The sequence below is a fragment of the Pontibacter pudoricolor genome (genome assembly GCF_010092985.1).
GTDB classification, from domain to species: domain Bacteria; phylum Bacteroidota; class Bacteroidia; order Cytophagales; family Hymenobacteraceae; genus Pontibacter; species Pontibacter pudoricolor.
This window is the reverse complement of the sequence record NZ_CP048106.1, coordinates 3,571,269-3,595,867: the sequence shown is the minus strand read 5'-3', so window position 1 is coordinate 3,595,867 and position 24,599 is coordinate 3,571,269. Positions and strand designations below refer to the sequence as shown.

The window sequence follows — 24,599 nt, the reverse complement described above, 5'->3', positions numbered from 1 at the left end:
AGGGTATTTGTCTGAATCAGGATTTACAGGATTTTAAGATTTTCAGGATTAAGATGTGGCACCGTGCGAAGCTCCTGGTAGTGTCTGGCTAAAGCAAAGATATAAGCCCCTGCTCCTCTCGGGAGGGGAATTTCTGATGTTGCTATAGTTGGATTTATATATCTATAGTTGGCATTTTACCCCTTCCCTAAAAACAGGGGAAGGAGCTTTTGGACTTTGGTATAGTTCAGGTTGTAGTGCTATATTTGGCGTTTTAACCCACCCCTGCCCCTCCCAAGAGGGGAATTTCTGCTGTTGTGATAGTCTAGCTATAGTTCTATAGTTTCCGTTTGACATACCCTGCTGAGCCTGGCTCGCAAGTTTCGAGCTCCCGTTCTCACTTGTCCTCAAGGGGACAATTCTGTTAGTACTTTACGTCCTGTCACTCTGCCCTCGCTCGCGTCCCGCGAGTGTGAATTACATAGTGGCGTCCCGCCACTTGTGCCTCAGGCACAGGTTAAAGCGGCCAGAGTCCGAAGGTAACTCACACTCGCGGGACGCGAGCGAGGGCGAATTAGGGAATGAAACGGCCATGCCCTCAAGGGAACAATTTCACTATTAGTTTTCGAGCTGTCATTTCGACCTGCGGGAGAAATCTGAGTTTGCTATAGTTACAGCCTGTTGAGCGGACAGGTCGCGACCTGTCCCTACGGAACTACTACCACGGTAAAGCAATACAACTATAGCTTATCACTCAACTATAAAAATTACTATCGAACTGATCGCAGTCTTTGGGTTGAGCGCCTTTGCTTTGTTGCAGTGCCGTCAGGCAACCCGAGCAGAGCGAGGGTAGCAAGAAAGCAGCAGCGCGATGCCCGAAGACGGGGCCTCCCGGCCGTGAGGGCACCAAAGCCAGATTGAAACGATAGATAAGTAGAGCTCCCAGGATTGAAGACGGCTATGAAAGAAAAGGCTTGGTTACAATTGCAACTATAGCTAACTATAGAATGTACTCCTCAACTATTAGCAGAGATAGATTTCTCACTTTGTTCGAAATGACAAAAGATAAACTATAGAACACATAATGTTTCTCGACTACACTGGCTCTTCTCAACTCACGTCTCAAGAATGCTCGAAATGACACAATATATTTAGTGCTACAAACTATAGCAAAAAAACCTTTCCACTTCTAACCGGGTAATTATAAACTCAATGATCAATCTATAAAAAACCATGCTGACAGGCCGCGTAAATGCTCCGGACCTAACTACTGCCCACGGCTGGCTGAACACCGACCGGGAATGGTCTATCAAAGACCTGCGGGGCAAAATTGTGCTACTGGATTTCTGGACATTCGGGTGTATCAACTGCCAGCATATTGTGCCCGACCTGAAACGACTGGAAGAAGAATATAAAGATGTGCTGGCGGTGATAGGCGTGCACTCGGCTAAATTCGATGCCGAAAAGCAAAGCGAAACTATAAAGCAGGCTATCCGGAAATTCGGGATTGAGCACCCGGTAGTGAACGACGCCGACTATAAACTATGGGACCAATATGGTATAAAAGCCTGGCCAACGATAGTTCTGATAGACCCGAACGGAAAAGTGGTAGGGCAACATGCCGGCGAAGGCGTTTACGATACCGTGCACCCCTACATCCAACGACTGAAAGATGAATTTAAAGACTCGCTGAACTATAAGCCTGTCCGTTTCCACGTGGAGCATAGCGAAAGCACTATTTTATCCTTCCCATCCAAACTCATCAGCGACAACGAGGGCAATATTTATCTTTCTGACAGCGGGCACAACCGCGTTTTGAAACTGAACCAACAAGGGCAAATACTGGAGACAATTGGCAGCGGGGAACAGGGCTTTAATAACGGCGGCTATGCAGATGCTACTTTTTACGAACCGCACGGACTGGCCCTGCACAACGACACACTTTACATTGCCGATGCCAAAAACAACGCTATCCGGAAGGTAGACCTGAAACACAAAATGGTAACAACCGCAGCAGGTACCGGCGAACTGGCGTATTATTTCCTGGATGAGAAGGATGGCGAACCTGTAAACCCGAACAGCCCCTGGGACCTGCTTATTCACGGGCAAAATATGTTTATTGCCAGCGCCGGCAACCACCAGGTACTGCGCATGGACCTGGAAACCGGCGAAGTATACCGTTTTGCAGGTTCCGGGCGCGAAGCCCTTACAGACGGGCCTCTGCTCGAAGCTGCTTTTAACCAGCCCAGCGGATTGTCCATAAGCGGAGATGTATTATTTGTAGCTGACGCCGAAGCCAGCGCTATTCGGACGATAAATTTAAGCACCGCTATAGTTCGCACACCGCTTGGCAGAGGCTTATTCGATTTCGGGGATGTGGATGGTGACGTGGATGATGCGCTGCTGCAGCATTGCGTGGGCGTAGAGATAATAGACAGCGACGTGTACATTGCCGATACCTACAATGGTAAAGTAAAAGTGCTCGACCTGAGCCGTAACCGCATCCACACCTTAGCCAAAGGCCTCCAAGAACCCAACGACCTCATTTTCCTGAATGGTAAACTATGGGTAACCAGCACCAACAGCCACCAGCTCTTTAAAATAGACCTGAATACCGGCGAAAAGGAAGAGGTTATAGTTGGTTGATAATTATTGATTGTTATCCTGCAACGTTGTCATCCTCCTAACCCCTTCAAAGAGTGACTTGATCTGCTATAGCTTATCTTGTCATCTCGAATGTAATGAGAGATCTATCTTAAATTCTAAATAGATTTCTCGCTTTGGCTCGAAATGACAGGTGTAATAGTGCTGCAAGTATTTATGACTAACAATCAACAATTAACAACCAGCAATCAAACTCAGGCTGCTGCCTTCACTATAGCCTGCCTGCTGTTTTACTTTTAAAGCCTGCTGTACGTGGCGTTCCTGGTGCATAACTATAAATTCCAGTGTTTCGCCGATACGCATTTTAAGTAGCTTAAAGAATTCGACAGGGATGGCTTTTTTGTTCAGGTTGGAGTTTTTAGCGGCTTGCAGCAGTCTTTGTAATTCCTGCTGATGCTTTAGAAATGCTTCTATAGTTGCCAGGCCTAACGCACTATTAGCAGGATTCATGTGCTTTACTGTTTTGTGTTTTTTGCCGTTCTGTGGGCGCACCATGTCCAGCGACTTCTTTCCTAGCCAACTATAGGTAATAGTAGCGACATTGCTGCCATCGGAGTTATCGGCAATAGCCCTGGCAAGGGCTGGGTTATAGTATTGGCTGTAGCGGTTAAGGTGCTCCAGGCATTCCAGTATGCTCCAGCTTTCGGAAGTTGGCTTATAGTTCAGAGCAGCAAGATCCAGTGCCGAAAACTCATGTACTATAGTTTGCTGCAGTTGGCTGTTGGTTTGCGAAAGTTGCTCTAAAGTAGTCATAGCGTTATAGTTTTATAGTTTACACTACAAGGGTGTGGAGCATTATTAAATGTTAGACTATGAAATTAGGTCAGCTTCTACAATCGGGCTATCTTCAAGTATCCTTAGGTACAAACTATCATACTCTATAGGAGATGAAAGTTTCTCAATCAGGAAATCCACCCAACTTGTAGAATATAAGTATTGAGAATTAGGCAAGTCAAAAACACAAAACTCAGATTTAGTTATAGTTGGATTTGAGGCTCCATTATCAGGCCTAACTTCATATTTCTTCCAACATCTAGTGTGGGTATCCATTGTAAACATGTCAATCATACTACCACGACGATTAATTTTCTTATTACCTAAACCAAGTTGAACATTCTTAACTACTGTTGAAGGTTTTAATAAATCTAAATTTGAGACGGGGATATGTTTGTTTTTAACTAAGGCAGCTACTCGTTCAATATTATTTTTTCTTGTTGGCTTAATTTATCATATGAGATAAATTGAATAGGTAATGCATTGGCAGATTTATGATTAGCTACCTGTATTAGGAAAGCTTTAAAAGCATAGTCTCCACTACTTAAAGTTTCAGTAGAAATTGAACTTCTGTATTTCTTTATAAAATCGGCAGCGGGCTTAGTTTGTGGGTTAGATACTACAGCATCGATTAGGCTTTTTGCCGATGGATATAACTGTAGTGAAAAAGATAAACTCTCTCGTATACAATACTCTTTACCAAATTCTTTCTCAATAATCTTATCGAAATTCAATACCATCGCTTGGCATTCGGCAAATATGTCGGAATCTATTTCTGGTAATGATTTATGCTCAATTATATTGCGTAAAGGGATAAAGAACTCTAGATTCTTTCTTATAGCATTAGTCGTATCACTGCCAAAATACTCTCCCAAACATTTGTCAAGCTCCCAATAACAATAGTCACCATCTCTTTTCAAAAACCTATTCTTTTCTTTATAAAATGGCTTTTTCTTCCTCTTAAAGATAACAGCATGAAATAATGCTGTCCAAGAAATAATCATTAAGACTATAAAGCCTCCAGATTTGAATTTTATTGCAGGTTTGTTATAAAGTTCAACTGCAAGCAAAGCAGAATCAGTAGCCTTTTCTACACATCTCTTTACAGCTTTGGGTAACCTATGAGCCATAATGTATTTGAATATTTGATTATAATATTAAATTAGTAAAATTTAATATTATATCCCCCTAATCTTCACCTCCGCTGCTCAAACTTCTCAAAACCCTCCAACTCACCTAACTCCTTCACCTCCACTTTCTCGACCTTCGCACGGCTTGGGCCCTGGTGCGCCCAGTCTTCCAGTTGTTTTATAGTTTCGGGGTTGCCTTCGGCTTCCAGGTAAACAGTACCGTCGGGTTCGTTCTGCACAAAACCGGTCAGGCCTAATGCTTCGGCTTTCTCCTGGGTGCTGGCCCTGAAAAACACGCCCTGCACTTTTCCAAAGACCCTCATGGATACATGTTTATAGTTGCTGCTCATAGTTTATAGTTGTGCCTGTTGTACCTGATGACTAACGCAGGAAGAAACCGCTGGTTTGCGTAAACATACCAAGTGCTGCTCAGAACAAATCCGCCCTCCGCTGTTGTTATAGTATGGGCGCAAACTATAGGGTGTTCCTGAAATTTAAATTATCTTTAACGCCCTGCTGTTAAGGTGGCAGATACATAAAAGGAAATACGTATGTCATTATTATTCAACGATTTTAAGAGCTGGGGCAAGCATTGCGCTGAAACCGGCGAACCATTATATCAGGCTGTACTCGAATACGAAATTGAGCAGAAGGGCCGCACCGAAGAATTTATCTGGGAAAATATTGCCAAAGCTTACGAAGTGATGAAGGACGCCGTAAAAACCGGCCTCACCGAAAACATGACGTCGCGCTCGGGCATGGTAAATAACAGCGCTAAAAAAGTGGCCAACTCGCCGGTAACGGTATTGTCGCCGGAGTTCCAGATGCTGGTGTCGCGGGCTTTGGGCGCAAAGGAAGTAAACTCGTGCATGGGCCGTGTGGTGGCTGCTCCTACGGCAGGTGCATCAGGCATTTTGCCGGGTACATTTACCACCTTACAAGACCTGCATGGCCTGGAGGACAGAAAAATACACGAAGCCTTGCTGGTTGCGGCAGGTATCGCGCTTATTATTGAGCAGAACGCTTCGCTGGCCGGTGCCGTGGGCGGTTGCCAGGCCGAAACAGGTAGCGCTGCTGCCATGGCTGCCGGAGGCATTGTTTACTGCCTGGGCGGTAACGTAGACCAGGTTTTTAATGCCGTAGCTATAACGATACAATGTATGCTTGGCCTGGTGTGCGACCCGGTTGCAGGCTTGGTAGAAGTTCCCTGCATCGTACGTAATGCCAGTGCGGCAGCTATTGCCTATTCATCGTCGCAGCTGGCCATTGCCGGTGTAGACCCTGTAATACCTGTAGACCAATGCGTGGCAGCCCTCGGCGAAGTGGGCGAAAGCATGGAACGCAAATACAAGGAAACAGCCGAAGGCGGACTGGCCAACACCCCAAGAGCCCGCGAAATCGAAAACTTTGTACTGGTGCAGGATGTGGAAATACTACCTGACGAAGACGCGGTATAGTTTGGGAGTTTAAAAGTTATGTAGAGACGCAATATTTTGCGTCTAAAAGGGGTAGAAAGCCAACGTGGTTTTCTACCCCTTTTTTATTTTATAGATAAGGCAACCGTTTTATAGTTTAGTGCTCTTTATAGTAGAAAGCTATAGTTCATTATTGTCATTCCGAACATTCTTGAGACGTGAGCCGAAGAGAGCCAGCGTAGCTGTGAGAAAACTTATACAGCCTCTGTAAAGGGCCAATAAGTTCCCCCGGTTCTGCCCGGTATGACAACGAACAAATTTCCCTCCCTGGAGGGTTAGGGGTGGGTTTATACGCTACCCAAAAATCAACCCTTACTATACTTTGCTTACAGAACTCATCACTGCTAACTATAAAACTATGAAAAAGTACCTGTTAATCGCATCGGTGGCTGGCACCATGATCTTTTCTTCCTGCTCTGTGCCGCAAATGGCCGTGGAGTCCGGGTTTAAACAGCAGGCCGAGGAATTGCCGGTAGAAGGCCGCAAAGCATTTAAACCAAACGGCAGCTTTACGATCGGCAACTATACAGTAGCAAATGTTGATCGGGGCTGGGCGAACGTGGGTGGTTTTTCTATCTTCAGTTACAACAATGTAAAAGCTGAGCAGAAATACCAGTTTAGTCTGCAGAACGGCCAGGGCAGAGAATGGTATGTGTTTGGCGCCAGCAAACTACAGGAGAAATCACTGAAAGACAATACAGGCGTAACTATAGAAGTAGCCCCGAACATGGAATATTACGCCAGCCATTTTACTTCCCCGGAAAGCGGACAGTGGCACTTGTTAACGATAGATCCACGCCATTACCTGGAGCGCAAAAAGTTTGAAGGCGAATTATCCAACGGTTCTGCTACTTTTAAAATAGCCCCTGTTTATAAATTCGAAGGCAAGGCGCTGCCACTATCTGAGATTATCGGGTATGAGTTCCGGGATGGGGAAACTATAGTTGGCGCGGTGCAGGTAGTGAACAATGGCAACGTTTGGCTAAACCCTCGATTAACACCCGATACACGCATGGTTCTGGCCAGCGCCATGGCCTCTTTGTTACTTTACGATAAGCTGAACGAACCTGTAGAGAACGTTGAACTTAACTAAGCCGGACTGCTGTTGCGGTTTTAACCCCCTTTTCATCACATTTTACAGGATGTTCGTCACATTTACGGCTTTAAAAGTATAAAAGTCAGTAACTTGCGGCAGTTAACACTACTGACGCTATTTCAACGTCAGTCCTACTCTGTACAGGTACTTATTTACATGAAGAATTTTTTTTGGTGGTGCGCCGGCGCCGACGACACCATCCTGGAAAAGTGTTCCAAGTCTGAGCACATAAAATATGCCGGCGTGGGCGCTACCGTTTTGTTTACAGGCGTATTGGCCAGCATTTCGGGTGGTTATGCCCTTTACACTGTTTTCGATTCGGTGCCGATGGCCGTGGCTTTTGGTCTGCTATGGGGAGCTGTTATCTTTAACCTCGACCGTTTTATAGTTTCCACTATCCGCAAGGAGGGCCGTTTCTGGAAAGAGCTGCTGATGGTTACGCCGCGTATTTTTCTGGCACTGGTGCTGGCCGTGGTTATTTCCAAGCCGCTGGAGCTGAAGATATTTGATAAGGAAATTCAGGCTATACTTAAAGAGAAACAAGCTGAGCTGGCAATTCAGCACAAAGCCCTGGTTGGCAAGCAGTTTGCTGAAGTAGATTCTGTTAAAAGTGAAATTATTGCCATCCGTACCGAGATTGAAGCCAAAATAAAAGAGCGCAACAAACTATACGAACTGGTAGCTGCCGAATCGGATGGCACAGGCGGTACCGGCAAAATCGGCAAAGGCCCTATTTACGAAGAGAAAAAACGCCAGTACGATAAAGTAGACGAAGAACTGAAATTGCTGCAGGCCAGCGCTGCCGACAGGATACTGGTAAAAGAGAAGCGCATTGCTGATTTGATGAAGCAGTATGATGCCACGGTAAACGAAGGACAGGAAAGTTTCTCGAACTATGATGGTTTGATGGCGCGCATAGATGCCCTGAATAAACTGCCATGGTTGCCGGTATTCTTTATTACGCTGCTGTTCATTATGCTCGAAACAGCCCCGATCTTTACAAAACTGATTACCAATAAAGGCCCTTACGACGATATACTGAAAGGTGTGGAACATGAGCGCACCACCCAGGAAATGCAGCGTGTAGCCGAGCGTCAGAAGCAGTTTGACCTTAAGCTAACTATAGCCGAAGCCAAATTTGCGGCCCGCCAGGAATTTGAAACAGAAGCCAAGCGCGAAGAAGAAAAGCTTAAATCAGATGCCCACCTGGATACTGTGCGCGAATCGGCAGCTGTCTGGAAGCACCGCAAACTGGCCGACATAAACCGCAGCCCCAACACCGCCGCCGAAATACTGAACGACGGAGAAGAAAACGGTTACTATAAGTGGTAAAGCTGGTATCGTAAATCATCTCCTGCCTCCTTCAAATGGAGACTTTTATTTACCTCTTTTGTCATCCTGAAAGGATCTTGGGGCTAAGAGCGAAGGCTTAACCTCTCTTCAACCTAAGATTCTTAACAGAATGACAATTATGTTTGAGCATGTTCACATTTGCTGTTTGCCCCTTTGAAGGGGGATGACGACTCAGGAGATAAATTTTGCTGACAAGAGCATATTTACACTAGTTTAATCTATAAAAACCGCCCGGGTAAACTATAAACAGTTTGCGCGGGCGGTTGAGTTTTACAGGTTTTTTGCCGGTAATGTGGGCAATACTTTTCCGGAAATCGTAACTTGCAGTAACCAAACCCAACATAGCATGACCGTTTCAAAAATGGCTCAAAACCTGATCGGCTCCGAAATTATAAAGGTAGCCGGCGAGGTAAACTCCATGATAGCACGTGGAGAACAGATCTGTAATCTTACCATCGGAGACTTTGATCCAAGTATTTATCCTATTCCGCAGGAGCTGAAAGAAGGCATAACCCAGGCTTATAATGAAGGACATACCAACTATCCGCCTGCAAATGGCGTGGCTGTATTGCGGCAGGCTGTAGTTGCTTTTACAGAAGATAAGCTGGGCCTGAAATACCCTGAAAATGATATTCTGGTAGCTGGTGGCTCGCGCCCATTGATCTATGCTACCTACCTTGCCCTGGTTGACCCAGGCGATAAAGTGGTTTTCCCGACACCATCCTGGAACAATAACCACTACTGCCATTTGTCTGGCGCAACACCGGTAATGGTAGAGACCCGTGCCGAGAACAACTTTATGCCGACGGCTGCTGATGTGGCTCCGCACCTGAAAGGCGCAACCATGCTGGCCTTGTGCTCCCCGCTTAACCCGACGGGCACCATGTTCTCTCAAAAAGACCTGCAGGAAATATGCGACCTTGTTATTGAAGAAAACAAAAGCCGCAAAGAGGGCGAGAAACCACTTTACATACTATACGATCAGATCTACTGGATGCTGACCTTCGGGCCCGAGCACAAACATTATGACCCGGTTAACCTGCGCCCTGAGCTGCGCGATTATGTCGTGTATATCGATGGTATTTCGAAGAGCTTTGCTGCTACCGGCGTGCGGGTAGGTTATGCGTATGGCCCAACTATAGTAATGGATAAAATGAAAGCTATACTTGGCCACGTAGGAGCCTGGGCTCCAAAAGCCGAACAGATCGCTACAGCCCGTTACTTAAAGCAACCGGAGCAGGTGTATAGTTTTATGCACGAACTGAAGCACAAAATCCAGCGCAGCCTGAACGTGCTTTACAAAGGTTTTAAAGACCTGAAAGAAAGTGGTTTTGCGGTTGATGCCATAGAGCCGATGGGTGCTATTTACCTGTCAGTAAAAATGGACCTGGCCGGTAAAACAAACCCGAACGGCGATCTGCTGCAAACAAGTAAAGATATTACCTACTATATTTTGTCAGAAGCGAAGCTGGCTATAGTTCCCTTCTCGGCCTTCGGGTCAGCGCCTGATCTTAACTGGTTCCGGTTATCGGTAGGTGGTGCTTCGCTGGAAGAAATAGAAAACTCCCTTAGCCGCCTGCGCACTGCACTTGAGAAACTGAAGTAAACTATAACTATAAAGAAAGCGCCTGAATCTATAGTTCAGGCGCTTTTCCTATTCTATCGTTATCTGGCGGTTTATACTTTCCTCCAGTGATATAAATGTTTCGGTGCGCTGCACGCCGGCTATAGTTTGCAGTTTTTCGTTCAGCACTTCGCGCAGGTGTTTTGTATCCCGGCAGATGATTTTTGCGAACATACTGTAAGAGCCGGTCGTGTAATGCAGCTCTACAATCTCAGGGATCTGGCGCATTTGCTCTACCGCCTCCCGGTACTCCGAGCCTTTCTCCAGGAAAACACCGATAAAAGCACAGATATCATATCCTAAAGAGGCCGGATCAACTATAAGCTGGCTACCTTTTACCACACCCATCTCAGTTAGCTTGCGCATCCGTACATGTATCGTTCCGCCGGATACGCCTAATTCCTTTGCTATTTCTGTATAAGGTTGTACCACATCCTGCATCAGCAGAATCAGAATCTGCTTATCCAGATTATCAATTTGATAATTCATACCACTAATATCAGCTCTGTATTTAAATATTTTCAATATAAACGCATAAAAATTAAAATTACAACACTGTTATCAACTGTTTTTTGGAAAATATTTAAAATTGCAGTGTAAGTGTTAACATTCTACACTTATAAAGTATTAACCAATAAACCAGTTTAACATGATGGAACCACCAGTTTTAGAAACCCCCACCGCTATAGACCAGATGCTGGACCGACTGAGCAGGCCTGCCCTGCCAGGGATATTACAGGTGCAGCAGGGCATTGTGCGGGCTTCGCACGAGTTTATGTTCAGGAAAGGACTTACGCAGCTTATGCCGCTGATGCTGTCACCGATTACAGACCCGCTTAACCATGGGGTTGTGGATGCAAGCATACCGTATGCCGATAAGCGCTGGAGCCTTACCAAATCCATGATCTTCCATAAACAACTGGCGCTGCTCAACCCGGCATTGGATAGCCTTTACATCGTGTCGCCGAACGTACGCCTGGAGTTTGCAGACCGTGCCGGAACAGGCCGTCATTTGTTCGAGTTTACCCAGATAGACTTTGAATTTAAGAACAAAGATCGCTTTTACGTGATGGAGTTTATGGAAGACCTGGTAAACTTTGTATTTGCCCGCCTGAACGCTGAATTGCCTGCACTGCTGCTGGAACTACGCGGAGAGCTGTTGCCGCAATACGAGAAATGGCCAGTTTACCGCACCGAAAAACTGGAAGCTGCCCTTGGCCCTGATTATGAAATGCTGCAATCCGGGATGTCTGATTCTCCATTCTGGCTACTGAACCACAAGCGCGAGTTTTATGACAAAGAAGACCAGATGAAACCGGGCACTTACTTTAACTATGACCTGGTATGGCCGGAAGGTTTCGGAGAAGGTTTGTCGGGTGCAGAGCGCGAGAACGACTATAAGCAACTACTGAAACGCATGGCTGAAACTGGAGCTAACAAAGAGATATTTAACGACTACCTGGAAGTGGCGAAAAGAGGTTTATTACCAAGAACGGCTGGTGCAGGGTTTGGGGTAGAGCGCATGACCCGCTTCATTTGCAAGATCAAAGATATTGATGATGTAACGGTGTTCCCGCGCAAACCAGGGCACGCTTCTATGTTTTAAACTATAGCTTTATGAATGAACCTGATAATGGAGATAATCCGGAGAATACTATAAAGTAAAACGGCCTGCTATAGTTTGCAGGCCGTTTTGTTTATATCTTAATCAGGATTTGCAGGATATTAGGATGAAAAGGATGCGGAACTATAGAGCTATAGAGCTCTAAATCAACAATCAGCAATTAAGATCTTTCCTTCCAGAGCTGGTTAAATGATTTTGGCGCTATTTTCATTGCTTCGCGGCGCTTGCTCCAGGTATCTTTCAGAATGTATTTTACTACATAGTTCTTGATGCCGGATGGAGCCATGTTCATAAGTTTGCGGCTCTTCATGGCTTTTAACCAGAACTTAAAGGCAGTTTTTTCCTGCTTGTCGGCAAGGCCCATATCCACGCTTTGCTTGCGGTTAAGCAGCAGCAGGTTATGGATGTTGATTTTAACCGGGCAAACAGAAGTACAGGCACCGCACAGCGAACTGGCAAAGCTCAGGTGCTTGTTCTCGGCCATGCCGTTAAAGTGCGGAGTAAGCACAGAACCGATCGGGCCACTGTATGTACTCTCGTAGGTATGGCCGCCAATGTTTTTATAAACCGGGCAAATGTTAAGGCAGGCTCCACAACGGATACAGTTTAAGGCTTCACGCTTCTCAGGGTGAGACATTAGTTCGGTACGGCCGTTATCCAGCAGAATAACATACATTTCTTCCGGGCCGTCCTTTTCGTTTGGCTGGCGCGGGCCTGTAAATATGGTGTTATAAACGGTTACGTTCTGCCCGGTTCCGCTGGTGCTCAGTAGTGGCCAGAAAAGGTCCAGGTCCATAATAGACGGCAACATTTTCTCGATACCAACTATAGCAATATGCGTTTTCGGGAAGGTAGTTGATAAGCGGGCATTCCCTTCGTTTTCGGTTACGGCCACGCCACCTACATCTGCCAGCAGAAAGTTACCACCCGTTATACCAATTTCGGCAGAAGTGTACTTGTCGCGCAGAAGGCGACGGGCTACGCCAACCAATTCCTGGGCGTCATCTGTAGGGGCTATGTTCAGTTTGCGCACAAACAGCTCGGCAATATCTTTTTTAGACATGTGCATGGCCGGTGTTACAATATGGTAGGGGCGCTGCTCGGCCAGTTGCACAATGTATTCGCCTAGGTCCGTTTCCACCACTTCCACGCCGTTCTTTTCCAGGAACTCGTTCATGTGTATCTCCTCTGTTATCATCGACTTGGATTTAACAACAGATTTGGCACGTTTGCGCTTCATGATCTCGCCAATCTCTTTTAAAGCTTCCTGCGCATCGCGTGCCCAGATAACTTTGCCGCCACGGGCAGTAAAATTGGCTTCAAATTCCATCAGGTACTTATCAAGGTCCTTAATGGTGTTGGTTTTTATATAGGAAGCACGCTCACGGGCAAGCTCATGATCGGAATATTGGGTGAGTCCACGCTGCACAGCGGCATTGTACTTACCGATGTTAAACCTGATGGTAGCGCGGTGGTTCTGGTCGAATGACTTTGTTTCTGAATCGAGCAGAAACTGCTTTAGTTTACTCATAACTATTTCGCCTACTGAATGGGCTGATTTATAGTTGCTGCAACTATAAAAAAGAAAAAACACCCCTAAAGGTATAAAGAGTTTGGGAGTTTAAGAGTTAAAGAGTTTAGGAGTTAGTGATTTAATGAAGTATAAATGCAGAAACTATAGTTTCTTAACCTCACCAATACCAATACTCTTTAACTCACTAACTCTTAAACTCCCAAACTCTCTAACTCTGAAAGTCTACTTTTTATTGCTGTCTACAACAATGCGGTTGTCGCGGTTGGCAAGTTCCCAGGTGGTGTAGAAGGCTAAACGAGCTACTTTTTCGGCGCTGTCGAATAAGATCTTATCTACTGAGTCGCTGGCTTTGTGGTAGTCTGCGTGCACACCGTTAAAGTAGAATATGATCGGAATACCGTTCTTAGCGAAGTTATAGTGGTCTGAACGGTAGTAAAAACGGTTCGGATCGTTCTCGTCGTTAAACTTGTAGTCAAGCTTCAGGTTCACGTACTTCTGGTTCGCTTCTTCGTTAATGGCGTGCAGTTCTGAAGAAAGCTTATCTGCCCCGATCACATAAATATAGTTGCTGTCGTTTTGTTTTTCATAATCGAAGTCCATGCGGCCGATCATGTCTATGTTTACGTTAGCCACTGTGTTAGCCAGCGGGAAAATCGGGTTTTCTGAGTAGTATTCAGAACCCAGCAAGCCTTTTTCTTCAGCGGTTACGGTCATAAACAGAATGCTGCGGCGCGGGCCTTTGCCATCTTTTTTAGCTTGTGCAAATGCTTCGGCTAATTCGATTACGGCTACTGTACCCGAGCCATCATCGTTGGCACCGTTAAAGATCTTATCATCTCCGGGAGCATCTTCTTCCATGCCTACGTGGTCGTAGTGAGCTGTTACAACTACTACTTCGTCTTTTTTATCCGAGCCTTCAATAAAGCCCAGTACGTTTTCGGTTGGCACAGGAGTAGTAATGCGCGAAGTCATCACTTTAACATTTTTTGGCGCTGTAAAAGCAGATGCTACCGGTTTGCCGGCTTTTGCCACATTACCGCTGTGAGCAAGTAATTTCTCAGGGGTTGTGTTCAGTAAAGCTGCACCAGCTACCGGCGATACAAACATTACAGCTGCGTTTTCCTGTTTGCCTGCGCTCTTCAATCCTAAAGACGGACGCGAAGCATAAGACTTGTAACGCTGAGTAAGGCTGTTAAATTCGTCGGCAGATGTGCCGGTAACTATAAGCACGCTTTTAGCACCGCGTTTGGTAGCGGCATTACGCTTGGCACGGTAATCATTGCCCCAGTCAGATGTTTTGGTAGTTCCACTGATCAGGTAGTTTCCGTTGCTTCCTTTTGGCTCGCCGGCTAGTACAACAACCATTTTGCCGGTTACATCTACATTGGCATAATCAGAGTACTTTTCATCGTCTATACCATAACCTGCAAAAACCACATCAGTAGTTTGCTCGGTCTGGTAAGGGGAGCTGCCAAGTACAAAGAAGTCCTGCATCATCATAAACTTCTGGTCGCCGATTAAAATGTGGCCTTCACCCCACTGGCTTTTTTCCAGGTCAAAAGTTTGGTAATAAGGGTTGCTGCCAGCAGTTACGGGGCCTGTTAAGCCATCTTCTTTAAACTCTTTTGCGATGTAGGCTGCTGCCATTTTCTGACCTTTCTCGCCGGTGTTCCGACCTTCGTATTCATCAGAAGCAATAATAGTCAGGTGCTTTGAGAGATCAGCGGCAGTTATAGTCTGGCCATAGGTGGTTGCAGCTGCGCGGAGCTTTTCGGCATTGGTCTCAGGGCTTTTAGCGGTATTGTTGGTAGATGCACAGCCCGAAGCAAGTAGTGCTGCCAACACAAACCCGTAGGTATGGAGGTGTTTCATTTGTTCTAAGGTGAAGTTTAAGGTTTAGTCAGGTTATTGTTTGATGATAAGTACGGTAGCAAAAGCGGCAACACCTTCTTTTTTTCCCACAAAGCCCAGGTGCTCCGTAGTGGTTGCCTTAATAGAAATATCGTGCTCCGGAATGCCCATTACTTTGGCAAGGCAGGCTTTCATTTCCGGAATATGTGGATTTACTTTTGGTTCCTGAAGGCAAATGGTAGAGTCGATGTTACCGATCTCATAGCCTTCGCGGGCAAGCAGGTGCACTACTTCTTTCAGTAAAACCTTGCTGTCGATGCCTTTGTATTGCGGGTCTTTGTCGGAAAAATGAAAGCCGATGTCGCGCATGTTGGCGGCACCCAGCAGGGCATCGCAAATAACATGAACTAATACGTCGGCATCGGAGTGGCCCAGGGCGCCGTGCGTGTGTGGTATTTTAATGCCGCCCAACCAAAAGTCAAGCCCTTCCTGTAGTTGGTGTACATCGTAGCCGAAGCCGGTTCTGATCTTTAATTTCATAGGTATAGGTAAAGCGCTTTTTGAAAAGCGTAAAGTCGTAAAGGTAAATCTAATCGAAAAATACGGTTTTGCTATGGTATAGGTATGGTTTCTTAGACGTTTGTAGGTTGCTATGGTTTAATTGGCTGTAAGAACTTGTCTGAAGCAGCACCTATAGTATAGTGGTGGATTGACCTGGCAATGTATGCAGCTCCTTTCCCGAAAAAATAAGCAACAGGATGACGTAGCCACATTGTGCCTTAAAAGATAAAGCCCATGCCCCTCACTGGCCTAAAATCCAGACTATAGCTACAAGCGCTGTAGAGCACAGCAGCAGCAAGGTTTGTTACCGGCATAAACTTAACCCGAAACCAAACTCAAAAAACTATAGTACCTAGACAGGTTCCGGAATTTCTATAATTTGCGGAACTATAAGCTTAATACAAAAACACGTTATACTTTGAAGCTAACTAAGTTAATTGCGTTACACCTGCTCTGGCTGGGTATGCTGGCAAGCCCGGTTGCAGCACAACAGGCCTCCGTACTGCAACACCAATCACCGGTTGTTGCTCTGGATACATTAAATAAATCCGCTGCAGACTCTGCCCTCGCAGTTCCTGCAGATACGGTTTACCCCGGGCAGAAAAAACCCTTTACAGATGCCCAGCTGCGTGAAGGCAGCAACAAACGTTACCTGAAAAGGGCTGTTTTGCCGGCTGCTGCGCTTATCGGGGCAGGTATTTACACTATACAGGATAACGGCTTTTTCAGTAGCCACGATGCCCGTGATGCCCGGCACAAACACACGCCAAACTTCAGTACCAAGGTAGATGATTACCTGTTCTTCCTGCCGGTGGCTTACATGTATGGGTTTAACGCATTCTCATCCCAGAACCGCCACGACATCCGCCGCCAGACAGGCTTGCTTTTAGCATCAGGGGCACTTACTTCCGCTATAGTCTGGCCCACAAAAAAATTAACCAACATCGACAGGCCCAACGGCGACCCCACCGCTTTTCCGTCCGGGCACACAGCTTATGCTTTTACCATTGCCACTATAGTTGATAAGGAGTTCCGCCATAAAAGCCCCTGGATTAGTGTGGGCAGTTACACCATAGCCAGTGCTACCGGCGTAATGCGCGTACTGAATAACGAACACTGGATGGCTGATGTGCTGGCCGGTGCCGGTGTGGGCATACTTTCGGTAAATACAGTTTACTGGCTACACGATAAGTTCTTTAAAGATAAAGGATTAAATGAGCCGGTAATTGCGCCAACAGTTTTGCCAAACGGTAAGCCGGGTGTTGGCATGTCTGTTACGTTCTAAGGCATAGTCAACTAAACGCTTAAAGGTGCTTTTCCCGTAGCAGGAAGAAGCGCCTTTTGCTTTATCTTTACACCATGCTACAACTACGCCTGTTTTTTCTGCTACTGTTTTGCCTTGCAACTATACCAACTATAGCGCAGGTGCAGGAAGTGCACGGCACTGTACGCGATGCTGAAACCCGGGAAAAACTTCCTTTTGTAAGCATAGCGGCCAACCAGGGCGAAACCGGCACCACTACCAACCTCGAAGGACAGTTCCGGTTGCGCCATACCAAACCCATTACCAGCCTGCGGTTCAGTTATGTGGGGTATATGCCGCAACTACTCCAACCTGATTCCACGGGCAAAGTGGACGTATATTTACAGCCGTCGGCAGCACAGCTACAGGAAGTTATAGTTCGGGCAGGAGTAAATCCGGCACATCGCATCATAGAGCTTGCCACCCGCAACCGCGAACGGAACCGCCCTGAAAACATTCCGGCCTATACCTATCGTACGTATAACAAATTTATACTTACCGCCACCGACCCGCGCAACCTAAACCTGAGCGATACTACTTTTATAGTTGAAGCTAAAGATTCTGCCTACTTTAGAATGCGTAAAATACTGGAAAAGCAACACCTGTTCCTGATGGAGAGCGTGACAAACTTTGCTTACCTGAAACCCAACCGTACCCAGGAAACTATAGTTGCCACACGTGTATCGGGGCTGCAGCAGCCCAGTTTTGGTATAGTTGCCGCCGAAGCCCGCGACTTTTCTGTTTACGCCGACATGCCCATCTTTTTCGGGAAGAATTACCTGAGTCCGCTTAGCCCGGGCAGTACGCGCAAATACGATTTTATATTGCAGGAAACTGTTGTCAGCGGCCGGGATTCCGTTTTTATCATCTCGTTTGCGCCGCTAAAAGGGCGTAATTTTAACGGGCTCAAAGGTTTGCTTTACATCAACTCGGATGGCTGGGCCGTACAGAACATCATAGCCGAATCAGCCAGCGACGCCAAGAGTGGTATAAAACTGCAGCAACAGTTCAGTAAAGTGCAGGGCCGCTGGTTCCCCACCGAGCTCGACGTAGAGATAACGATTCCACAGATCGAAATGAAGGGTCATCAACCGTATGGCCGCATCCGAACCTATATTACCAACATTAACCTAAGCCCAGGCCTTAAAAAAAGCGACTTTGGTGCTATCGCTTTATCGCAATCTCCACTGGCCAACAAACAACCGGAATACATCTGGCAACAGTACCGCTCCGATAGCCTGGATTCATTTGAGCGACGCACTTATACTGTAATCGACAGCGTAGGCAAAGCCCAGAACCTCGACCGCTCGATCCGCATCATGGAGTACCTGCTCACCAAGAAATTACCCATAGGCCCTATCAGTTTAGATTTAAACCGGCTATTGCACCTCAGTGATTTTGAAGGTGTACGGCTGGGAATTGGTGCCCATACCAACGAGCGTCTTCTGGACTGGTTAAGCGTTGGCGGCTATTGGGGATATGGATTTAAGGATGACGAACAGAAGTATGGTGCCGATGCTATATTTACGTTACACAAGCCCACAAACTTGCAGCTCCAGGCGGCTTTTTGGGAAGATGTACTGGAACCAGGTGGCCGCAGACTTCCTTTCCGGCAAACCAGGCTATTCTCCGATTTTCGGCAGCCATTGCTCCCTTACCTGGATTACACGACACACCAACACGTCAGCCTTTCCGGCAGGATGGGGCGCTATCTGCAATTACACACACAACTGCAGCAGGAAGAACGCAGGCCAACTTTATTTGCAACAGATGATCAGCCACAGGCAATCTATAGTATAACAGAAGTTAAAGCAGGTTTGCGCTTTGCTTACGGAGAGCAACTGATGCAGCTTTTTAACCAGACAATGGCCACGCCAGGCAAATATCCTGTGTTATGGCTGCAATATACCCGCGGCCTGGATGGTGTGCTGGATGGCAACTATAGTTACAACAAATACGACCTGCGCGTTGAAGGCAACCTGCTACACCGCACCTTTGGGAAAAGCAAATTCACGCTTGCTGCAGGTTTGGTAACCGGCGATGTGCCTTTTGTTAATTTATATAACGGCTATGGCAGCTACTCCGGTGAGTATGAGGTTTACTCCGGCGAAGGCTTCGAAACAATGGCTCCGTATGAATTCTTTTCCGATAAATTTACGGCCCTCTTTCTGCAACAGGACCTGGGTAAACGACTACTCCGTACAAAGTTTTTTAAACCGGATGTAGTTCTGGTTACCAACATTGGCTACGGAGATCTGAAACAGGAATTGCCAGAGTTTATAGTTCCGCAGGTTAAAACAATGGAGAAAGGCTTTTTTGAATCCGGGTTGATGCTGAATAATGTGATCAGCTCTGCTTTCTCCGGGATCGGGGTGGGAGTTTTTTACCGGTACGGCCCTTACGAATTACCCAAACACAAAGACAACCTGAAATTTAAATTGACGGCAACTATAGCGTTTTAAAAAGAAGTGTACTTCCCTCGCTCGCGTCCCGGGAGTGTGGGTTACTGGTGGCGTCCCGCCACGTTAATACCCGATTACATTGCCGGTTTATAACCTGAATTACAGTTTTGAATTACACGCCAGTTACAAAACGGCGTCATTCTAAGATCCAACTATAGTTAAATCATAACTTAACCTGAACTTAAAACTATAGTATATGTAGGCAGAACCACTAGCCGCTGTTCCACATGAAAATACTTTCCGCAGCCCAAACCCGCGAAGCCGATGCCGCTACTTTACAGTATGAAGAAATTGACTCGTTGGAACTGATGGAGCGGGCAGCCAAAGCCTTTACAGGTTGGTTCGAGAATAAGTTTACACCACAGCAGCAGGTATGCATTTTTTGCGGACCGGGCAACAATGGAGGCGATGGACTGGCAGTGGCACGATTACTCTCCCAAAAACAGTATCACGTAAAAGTATTTATAGTTGGCGACAACCAGAATCCATCACCCGACCATAAGGTAAACCTGCAGCGCCTGCCCCAAACTATAGTTTCGCAAACTATAAGGTCAGTAGCTGAACTGCCGTCGCTTCATAAAAACCATTGTGTAATAGATGCACTTTTCGGGACCGGCCTTAACCGGCCTGTAACGGGTTTATTTGCTGAAGTAATAGCCTATCTGAATAACAGCGGCGCCTGTATCACTGCTATCGACATGCCATCCGGGCTTTATGCCGATTCTCAGACACCCGACGATGCAACTATAGTTAAGGCACACTATACGATAAGCTTTGAATTGCCTAAACTGGCTTTCTTTCTGCCGCAGCACGAGCAATATGTTGGCGAATGGCATGTGGTTCCAATTGGTCTAAGTCCGACTTTTATTGCTGATGCGCCCTCTGAATATCGTTGTATAACTATAGATGATATCCGGAAGATCATCAAGCCACGAAAGAAGTTCTCCCATAAGGGTTTGTACGGCCATGCGTTGCTGCTGTGCGGAGGTTATGGCAAAATGGGTGCGGCAGTTTTGGCAGCAAGGGCCTGTTTGCGGAGCGGTGTTGGCTTACTGACAATGCATGTACCTTCTGCTGGTTACAACATACTGCAAACAGCCGTTCCCGAAGCCATGACGCTGACAGATAATAACCGCAAGCATATTTCGGAACTGCCGGAAAATATGGACAACTATAGCGTAGTAGGCTTAGGCCCGGGAATGGGCAAAGAGAAAGTTACCAAAACTACCATTGGTCAATTGCTGGCCACCTGTTCACTCCCGATGGTGATTGATGCCGATGCCATCAATATTATTGCCAGTAGCGACAAACTTAAATCTCAACTCCCAAAGAACAGGGCCATCTTTACACCACACCCCAAGGAGTTTGAGCGTTTGGTAGGAGCATCAAAAAATAACTATGACCGCCTGCAGGACATGAAAGAGTTTTGCCGTGAATACAGTTGCTACATTTGCCTTAAAGGATCGCATACGGCTATCTGCACCCCGGAAGGAAAAGTCTTTTTTAACACAACCGGCAATGCGGGCATGGCAACAGGCGGCACCGGCGATGTACTGACCGGAATACTTACAGCTTTAGTGGCACAGGGCTATAGTTTGGAAGAAGCTTGTTTACTGGGCGTATATGTGCATGGGTTAGCCGGAGACCTGGCACTTCAGAAAGTAGGCGACATCGCCATGATAGCCTCCGACCTGACCGATCATCTGCCGCAGGCCTTTATGACGCTTACCAGCAATTAGATCTTTACAAAACAGACCAAGGCTGCGTGCAGCAGCATAGCCCCGTCTGCCAGTAACAGAAAGTAAACACGCGGCTTTAACTCTGACGAGAACCAGACTACAAACGCAGCAGCCACAGCCGCAGCAATAAGTGCTGTTTGTATAGTTCCACTCTCCGAAATACTCACTACCACCGCATAGCTCAGCAGCAGCCCCAGCGACAGCAACTTTGTATAGTTCACGCCAATAAGCCCGGGCACCGTTAATGTTTGGGTATGCTTGTCGTAAGTATAATCCCGGATGTCGAAGAGCAGGGCCAGCGCCAGGATAAACAGGAACCTGCGCAGCAGTAACAACAACCCGGGCAGGTCCATAATTTCAACTCCTGCATCTATAAGCGGAAACAGCCCGGTTACCATGGCCCACACATATGCAATCAGGAAAACTTTCAGCAGCGGGACGCGGCGCAGCGGTTGCACACTTTTTCTCCGGTACATAACAGGTATGGTATACCCTATAGAGATGATGGCCAGGTGCAGCACAAACCAGAAATTAAGGCGCAGACCAAAGTAAAAGTAAACGATAGTTGCCAGCGCAATACTCAGCAGCCCAACTATAGCCATGGTTTTCCGGTGCCTGTGCCACCACGACTCAGGATAATAGGTAGCCTGCTTCTGTAACACCACACTTCGTATGCTGCTCAGGTTATAGGTAAAGAGCGTCGCCAGGAAAATAAACACCGCCATCGGGACAGATACCGGAAGGTCGGCAAGCAGGTAGGTTTCTATAGTTAACGCAAACGCACAGATCGAAATGAACACACTGCTGTAGAGCATGCCGTTCAGCACCTTTAACAGCAGACTATAAACAGGGCTTACGCTATAGTTCAGGTTCGTTTCTGTTTCGCTTCGTTTCATCAAGTACTGCAAGTTCGAAACTATTAGGCTTTTATCAAACCAACTATAAGAAGCTGGCCTGTTATTATTTCAGGAAAGCGAAAGAGGCTGCCACAAGAATCTGAAAACAGAAACTAACAGCCCAAAATATAAAATCAATTTACGTACTCACTACAAACAAAAAGCCTGACACAGGAAATCCCACGCCAGGCTAAAACAGGAAAATATATTCTTACAGTACGTTCTGCTTCTCGCCGGTAAACGTAGTGTTGTACAGGTCGATGCTCTGCTGAATGATCTCGTATGCTGCTTCGCGGCCAAGGAACTGCTCCACAATAACTTCTTTCATCTCCAGCTTCTTATAATCTTCAAAGAAACGACGCACTTCCAGCAACGTGTGTGGCGGCAATTCAGAGATGTCGTTTATGTGGCGCACAGACATGTCGTTGTTGGCAACTGCTATGATCTTGTCATCTTCTTCGTTGTTGTCGATCATCTGCATCACCCCGATCACTTTTGCATCGATCAAGCACATTGGCTGTACATCTACCGAGCAGATCACCAGAATATCCAACGGGTCTTTGTCGTCGCAGTAGGTTTTAGGGATAAAGCCATAGTTGGCCGGGTAATGTATGGATGAGAAAAGTACACGATCCAGCTTCAGCATTCCGCTTTCCTTATCTAACTCGTACTTTGCCTTAGAGCCTTTTGGTATTTCAATAATGGCCGTTACCACCCCAGGTGCTTCCTCTCCGTAGCTTACGCTATGCCATGGATTGTTTTTGTCTAAATTATTCATAAATGTAAATGTACTTGTAGCACTCCCTTTGAGCGCTGTTATTTCATATATTCTTGTAATGCTTTTCCTACGCTGCCACTCGGCTCCTGTATATTTAGCCAGGTAGCTATAGTTGGCGAAATGTCTGCAACTTCTGTTGGTGTAGCACTTTCACCCGGTTTCACTTTCCAGCCGTACCATAAAAGCGGTACATGCGTATCGTGGGTAGAGTAAGAGCCGTGTGCAGTACCTTTCGGACCATGTTTCTGCCAGTTAGGTTCCAGTTGCACGATCACATCTCCCGATCTGCGGGCGTTATACCCATTTTCAACCAGTCGCATCTGCCCGTTGTTCCAACTGGTACGCTGCAGCGCATCTGCGGTTATCGTTCGGGCTACACCTTCCAGGGTCATTAAGTACTGAGCCACGTTTTGCTGCACCTCTGTCAGGTTCAGTTTTTTCTCTTTTATAAGTTTATGGTTCAGGTAAACCTGCTGGTTTGTGTATTTTTCAAGCCATTTGCCTTCGCCATAGTTACGGGCCAGGTACGTTTTCACAGAATCTCCAACTGTATAGTAACCTATCGCTCCTGCCGTTACTCTTTCACCGATCATATAAGCCGGCACATTGGCTATACCATGGTCAGCCGTTAAAAACACCAGCAGGTTATCTTTTCCTACTGTGCTTTCCAGTTCCTTTAACAGCTCTGCAATCTCACGGTCCAGGCGGATGTACGTATCTTCTACTTCTATAGAATTTGGTCCGAAATCATGCCCTATATAATCTGTTGAAGAAAAACTAACTGACAAAAAATCTGTAGACTCGCCTCTGCCCAGTTGCTCTGCATGTAATGCTTTTAAAGCAATATCTTTTGTTAACGTATTCCCAAAAGGCGTAGTACGGATCAGTTCGTAATCATTTGCTCTTAACGTGGCCAGCTCATACGGGAAAACAGGCTTCTCTTTACCAGGCAAACCTTCTTCGTAAGGCATGTCATCGGCAGTGCTGTTTGTATACTGTGCTATCGGTAAAAGTGTATTCCAGGTCTGGCTCAGGTATTTATCTGCCAGCTTTTGCCCGTTAAACTCATTTACCCAACCAGGCAGCTCTTCTTTGTAAAATGTACTTGTTATAAAATTGCCCGACTTCGAATCAAACCAGTACGCGCCATCGGCCATAAATCCTCCCGGAATAACAGCTCCTCTATCTTTAAGGGCAACCGCTATAACTTTAGATCTTTTATTCGTAGCCAGTTTCAGCTGATCGGTTATAGTTGTGGAAAGCAGGTTTCTAGGTGACATTTCGCCGGCTTTGGAAGTACTGCCTACTGTCTTCACCGTTTTGTCTTCCACACAGTACATGGTCTTACCTGTTTCGCGGTTAAACCAGCTGTTTGCAATTATGCCATTAACTGCCGGCACACTACCTGTATAAATGCTGGCATGGCCAGGAGCCGTATAAGTGGGTACGTAACTATAGTTCGTGTTCTTAAAATTGAACCCCTGCTTTACCAGTTTTTTAAAACCATCGTTACCATACTTATACCAGTAGCGATACAAAAAATCATAACGCATCTGGTCTACAACTATACCCACCACCAGTTTCGGGCGGTCTATAGTTACGGCATTCTCTTTCTGACTGATGGTACCTGTTTTAGTTGCACACGCTGAAAGCAGCAACATACATACAAATACAACTTTGGCGCTTATAGTTCTCATGTATTCCTTTATGTGATTGCGCTAAAGTTACAACACACATTCTGGTTTTTGGCCTGCTG

20 protein-coding genes are annotated in these 24,599 nt (G+C 46.3%); 9 read left to right on the top strand and 11 right to left on the bottom strand.

Translation table 11 applies throughout. The annotated features are described in order from the left end of the window. Positions 1 to 1,212: 1,212 nt before the first annotated feature. Complete coding sequence (locus GSQ66_RS15565; protein ID WP_162428310.1) at positions 1,213 to 2,625, top strand: thioredoxin-like domain-containing protein; 1,413 nt, start codon at positions 1,213 to 1,215, stop codon at positions 2,623 to 2,625. Positions 2,626 to 2,817: 192 nt separating this feature from the next. Here GSQ66_RS15565 and GSQ66_RS15560 read toward each other — a convergent pair whose 3' ends face one another. From GSQ66_RS15560 to GSQ66_RS15550, 3 genes are all read right to left on the bottom strand, one after another. After that, entirely contained in the window at positions 2,818 to 3,396 is a 579-nt protein-coding gene (locus GSQ66_RS15560) for a DinB family protein (protein ID WP_162428309.1), read from the bottom strand. A gap of 434 nt (positions 3,397 to 3,830) precedes the next feature. After that, complete coding sequence (locus GSQ66_RS15555) at positions 3,831 to 4,547, bottom strand: DUF3644 domain-containing protein (protein WP_202923366.1); 717 nt, start codon at positions 4,545 to 4,547, stop codon at positions 3,831 to 3,833. 65 nt (positions 4,548 to 4,612) lie between these two features. Beyond that, positions 4,613 to 4,897 carry an acylphosphatase gene (locus GSQ66_RS15550; RefSeq protein WP_162428308.1) on the bottom strand — a complete coding sequence of 95 codons (285 nt, stop codon included), beginning with the start codon at positions 4,895 to 4,897 and terminating at the stop codon, positions 4,613 to 4,615. Between the two features lie 201 nt (positions 4,898 to 5,098). Between GSQ66_RS15550 and sdaAA the strand changes: the two genes are divergently transcribed. From sdaAA to GSQ66_RS15535, 3 genes are all read left to right on the top strand, one after another. Beyond that, positions 5,099 to 6,004 (top strand): L-serine ammonia-lyase, iron-sulfur-dependent, subunit alpha, encoded by a 906-nt coding sequence (gene sdaAA, locus GSQ66_RS15545; protein WP_162428307.1) that lies wholly within the window; start codon positions 5,099 to 5,101, stop codon positions 6,002 to 6,004. A 376-nt stretch (positions 6,005 to 6,380) separates the two neighbouring features. Further along, on the top strand, positions 6,381 to 7,115 hold the full coding sequence (locus GSQ66_RS15540) for a hypothetical protein (RefSeq protein ID WP_162428306.1): 735 nt from the start codon (positions 6,381 to 6,383) through the stop codon (positions 7,113 to 7,115). Between the two features lie 159 nt (positions 7,116 to 7,274). Then, positions 7,275 to 8,450 carry a DUF4407 domain-containing protein gene (locus tag GSQ66_RS15535; protein ID WP_162428305.1) on the top strand — a complete coding sequence of 392 codons (1,176 nt, stop codon included), beginning with the start codon at positions 7,275 to 7,277 and terminating at the stop codon, positions 8,448 to 8,450. A gap of 229 nt (positions 8,451 to 8,679) precedes the next feature. Here GSQ66_RS15535 and GSQ66_RS19085 read toward each other — a convergent pair whose 3' ends face one another. Beyond that, the gene (locus GSQ66_RS19085; RefSeq protein ID WP_262887832.1) at positions 8,680 to 8,814 is read right to left on the bottom strand and encodes a hypothetical protein; all 135 of its coding nucleotides are present in this window, start codon (positions 8,812 to 8,814) and stop codon (positions 8,680 to 8,682) included. 3 nt (positions 8,815 to 8,817) lie between these two features. Between GSQ66_RS19085 and GSQ66_RS15530 the strand changes: the two genes are divergently transcribed. Then, on the top strand, positions 8,818 to 10,077 hold the full coding sequence (locus GSQ66_RS15530) for a pyridoxal phosphate-dependent aminotransferase (RefSeq protein ID WP_238395718.1): 1,260 nt from the start codon (positions 8,818 to 8,820) through the stop codon (positions 10,075 to 10,077). 48 nt (positions 10,078 to 10,125) lie between these two features. On the opposite strand, the gene GSQ66_RS15525 is transcribed toward GSQ66_RS15530, so the two are convergent. Next, positions 10,126 to 10,584: an Lrp/AsnC ligand binding domain-containing protein gene (locus GSQ66_RS15525; RefSeq protein ID WP_162428304.1), complete on the bottom strand. Its 459-nt coding sequence runs from the start codon at positions 10,582 to 10,584 to the stop codon at positions 10,126 to 10,128. 160 nt (positions 10,585 to 10,744) lie between these two features. On the opposite strand from GSQ66_RS15525, the gene GSQ66_RS15520 reads away from it, so the two are divergent. Further along, positions 10,745 to 11,701 carry an asparagine synthetase A gene (locus GSQ66_RS15520; protein ID WP_162428303.1) on the top strand — a complete coding sequence of 319 codons (957 nt, stop codon included), beginning with the start codon at positions 10,745 to 10,747 and terminating at the stop codon, positions 11,699 to 11,701. Positions 11,702 to 11,879: 178 nt separating this feature from the next. On the opposite strand, the gene GSQ66_RS15515 is transcribed toward GSQ66_RS15520, so the two are convergent. The 3 genes from GSQ66_RS15515 to ispF all read right to left on the bottom strand — a co-directional run bounded on the left by GSQ66_RS15515 (position 11,880) and on the right by ispF (position 15,644). After that, positions 11,880 to 13,250, bottom strand: a complete 1,371-nt coding sequence (locus tag GSQ66_RS15515; RefSeq protein WP_162428302.1) for a LutB/LldF family L-lactate oxidation iron-sulfur protein — start codon at positions 13,248 to 13,250, stop codon at positions 11,880 to 11,882. A gap of 225 nt (positions 13,251 to 13,475) precedes the next feature. After that, positions 13,476 to 15,125: a M28 family peptidase gene (locus tag GSQ66_RS15510; protein ID WP_162428301.1), complete on the bottom strand. Its 1,650-nt coding sequence runs from the start codon at positions 15,123 to 15,125 to the stop codon at positions 13,476 to 13,478. 33 nt (positions 15,126 to 15,158) lie between these two features. Then, positions 15,159 to 15,644 carry a 2-C-methyl-D-erythritol 2,4-cyclodiphosphate synthase gene (gene ispF, locus GSQ66_RS15505; protein ID WP_162428300.1) on the bottom strand — a complete coding sequence of 162 codons (486 nt, stop codon included), beginning with the start codon at positions 15,642 to 15,644 and terminating at the stop codon, positions 15,159 to 15,161. Between the two features lie 439 nt (positions 15,645 to 16,083). Here ispF and GSQ66_RS15500 point away from each other — a divergent pair, with 439 nt between their 5' ends. The 3 genes from GSQ66_RS15500 to GSQ66_RS15490 all read left to right on the top strand — a co-directional run bounded on the left by GSQ66_RS15500 (position 16,084) and on the right by GSQ66_RS15490 (position 21,169). Next, positions 16,084 to 16,950 (top strand): phosphatase PAP2 family protein, encoded by an 867-nt coding sequence (locus GSQ66_RS15500; protein ID WP_162428299.1) that lies wholly within the window; start codon positions 16,084 to 16,086, stop codon positions 16,948 to 16,950. A gap of 74 nt (positions 16,951 to 17,024) precedes the next feature. Then, on the top strand, positions 17,025 to 19,430 hold the full coding sequence (locus GSQ66_RS15495) for a DUF5686 and carboxypeptidase-like regulatory domain-containing protein (RefSeq protein ID WP_162428298.1): 2,406 nt from the start codon (positions 17,025 to 17,027) through the stop codon (positions 19,428 to 19,430). 227 nt (positions 19,431 to 19,657) lie between these two features. After that, positions 19,658 to 21,169, top strand: a complete 1,512-nt coding sequence (locus tag GSQ66_RS15490; protein WP_162428297.1) for an NAD(P)H-hydrate dehydratase — start codon at positions 19,658 to 19,660, stop codon at positions 21,167 to 21,169. On the opposite strand, the gene GSQ66_RS15485 is transcribed toward GSQ66_RS15490, so the two are convergent. The 3 genes from GSQ66_RS15485 to pafA form a co-directional block, all read right to left on the bottom strand. Next, the gene (locus tag GSQ66_RS15485; protein ID WP_162428296.1) at positions 21,166 to 22,065 is read right to left on the bottom strand and encodes a UbiA prenyltransferase family protein; all 900 of its coding nucleotides are present in this window, start codon (positions 22,063 to 22,065) and stop codon (positions 21,166 to 21,168) included. The two genes, GSQ66_RS15490 and GSQ66_RS15485, sit on opposite strands and share 4 nt — an antisense overlap. Before the next feature lie 211 nt (positions 22,066 to 22,276). Next, complete coding sequence (locus tag GSQ66_RS15480; RefSeq protein ID WP_162428295.1) at positions 22,277 to 22,843, bottom strand: inorganic diphosphatase; 567 nt, start codon at positions 22,841 to 22,843, stop codon at positions 22,277 to 22,279. A 38-nt stretch (positions 22,844 to 22,881) separates the two neighbouring features. Next, a complete protein-coding gene (pafA, locus tag GSQ66_RS15475) occupies positions 22,882 to 24,540 on the bottom strand; it encodes an alkaline phosphatase PafA (protein ID WP_238395717.1) in 1,659 nt (552 codons plus the stop codon). Positions 24,541 to 24,599 lie beyond the last annotated feature (59 nt).

What these genes read in the sequence shown, in the direction of transcription:
- GSQ66_RS15565 (WP_162428310.1), top strand. Translation starts at nt 1,213, where the DNA reads ATGCTGACAGGCCGCGTAAATGCTCCGGACCTAACTACTGCCCACGGC.
- GSQ66_RS15560 (WP_162428309.1), bottom strand. Translation starts at nt 3,396, where the DNA reads ATGACTACTTTAGAGCAACTTTCGCAAACCAACAGCCAACTGCAGCAA.
- GSQ66_RS15555 (WP_202923366.1), bottom strand. Translation starts at nt 4,547, where the DNA reads ATGGCTCATAGGTTACCCAAAGCTGTAAAGAGATGTGTAGAAAAGGCT.
- GSQ66_RS15550 (WP_162428308.1), bottom strand. Translation starts at nt 4,897, where the DNA reads ATGAGCAGCAACTATAAACATGTATCCATGAGGGTCTTTGGAAAAGTG.
- sdaAA (WP_162428307.1), top strand. Translation starts at nt 5,099, where the DNA reads ATGTCATTATTATTCAACGATTTTAAGAGCTGGGGCAAGCATTGCGCT.
- GSQ66_RS15540 (WP_162428306.1), top strand. Translation starts at nt 6,381, where the DNA reads ATGAAAAAGTACCTGTTAATCGCATCGGTGGCTGGCACCATGATCTTT.
- GSQ66_RS15535 (WP_162428305.1), top strand. Translation starts at nt 7,275, where the DNA reads ATGAAGAATTTTTTTTGGTGGTGCGCCGGCGCCGACGACACCATCCTG.
- GSQ66_RS19085 (WP_262887832.1), bottom strand. Translation starts at nt 8,814, where the DNA reads ATGTTGGGTTTGGTTACTGCAAGTTACGATTTCCGGAAAAGTATTGCC.
- GSQ66_RS15530 (WP_238395718.1), top strand. Translation starts at nt 8,818, where the DNA reads ATGACCGTTTCAAAAATGGCTCAAAACCTGATCGGCTCCGAAATTATA.
- GSQ66_RS15525 (WP_162428304.1), bottom strand. Translation starts at nt 10,584, where the DNA reads ATGAATTATCAAATTGATAATCTGGATAAGCAGATTCTGATTCTGCTG.
- GSQ66_RS15520 (WP_162428303.1), top strand. Translation starts at nt 10,745, where the DNA reads ATGATGGAACCACCAGTTTTAGAAACCCCCACCGCTATAGACCAGATG.
- GSQ66_RS15515 (WP_162428302.1), bottom strand. Translation starts at nt 13,250, where the DNA reads ATGAGTAAACTAAAGCAGTTTCTGCTCGATTCAGAAACAAAGTCATTC.
- GSQ66_RS15510 (WP_162428301.1), bottom strand. Translation starts at nt 15,125, where the DNA reads ATGAAACACCTCCATACCTACGGGTTTGTGTTGGCAGCACTACTTGCT.
- ispF (WP_162428300.1), bottom strand. Translation starts at nt 15,644, where the DNA reads ATGAAATTAAAGATCAGAACCGGCTTCGGCTACGATGTACACCAACTA.
- GSQ66_RS15495 (WP_162428298.1), top strand. Translation starts at nt 17,025, where the DNA reads ATGCTACAACTACGCCTGTTTTTTCTGCTACTGTTTTGCCTTGCAACT.
- GSQ66_RS15490 (WP_162428297.1), top strand. Translation starts at nt 19,658, where the DNA reads ATGAAAATACTTTCCGCAGCCCAAACCCGCGAAGCCGATGCCGCTACT.
- GSQ66_RS15485 (WP_162428296.1), bottom strand. Translation starts at nt 22,065, where the DNA reads ATGAAACGAAGCGAAACAGAAACGAACCTGAACTATAGCGTAAGCCCT.
- GSQ66_RS15480 (WP_162428295.1), bottom strand. Translation starts at nt 22,843, where the DNA reads ATGAATAATTTAGACAAAAACAATCCATGGCATAGCGTAAGCTACGGA.
- pafA (WP_238395717.1), bottom strand. Translation starts at nt 24,540, where the DNA reads ATGAGAACTATAAGCGCCAAAGTTGTATTTGTATGTATGTTGCTGCTT.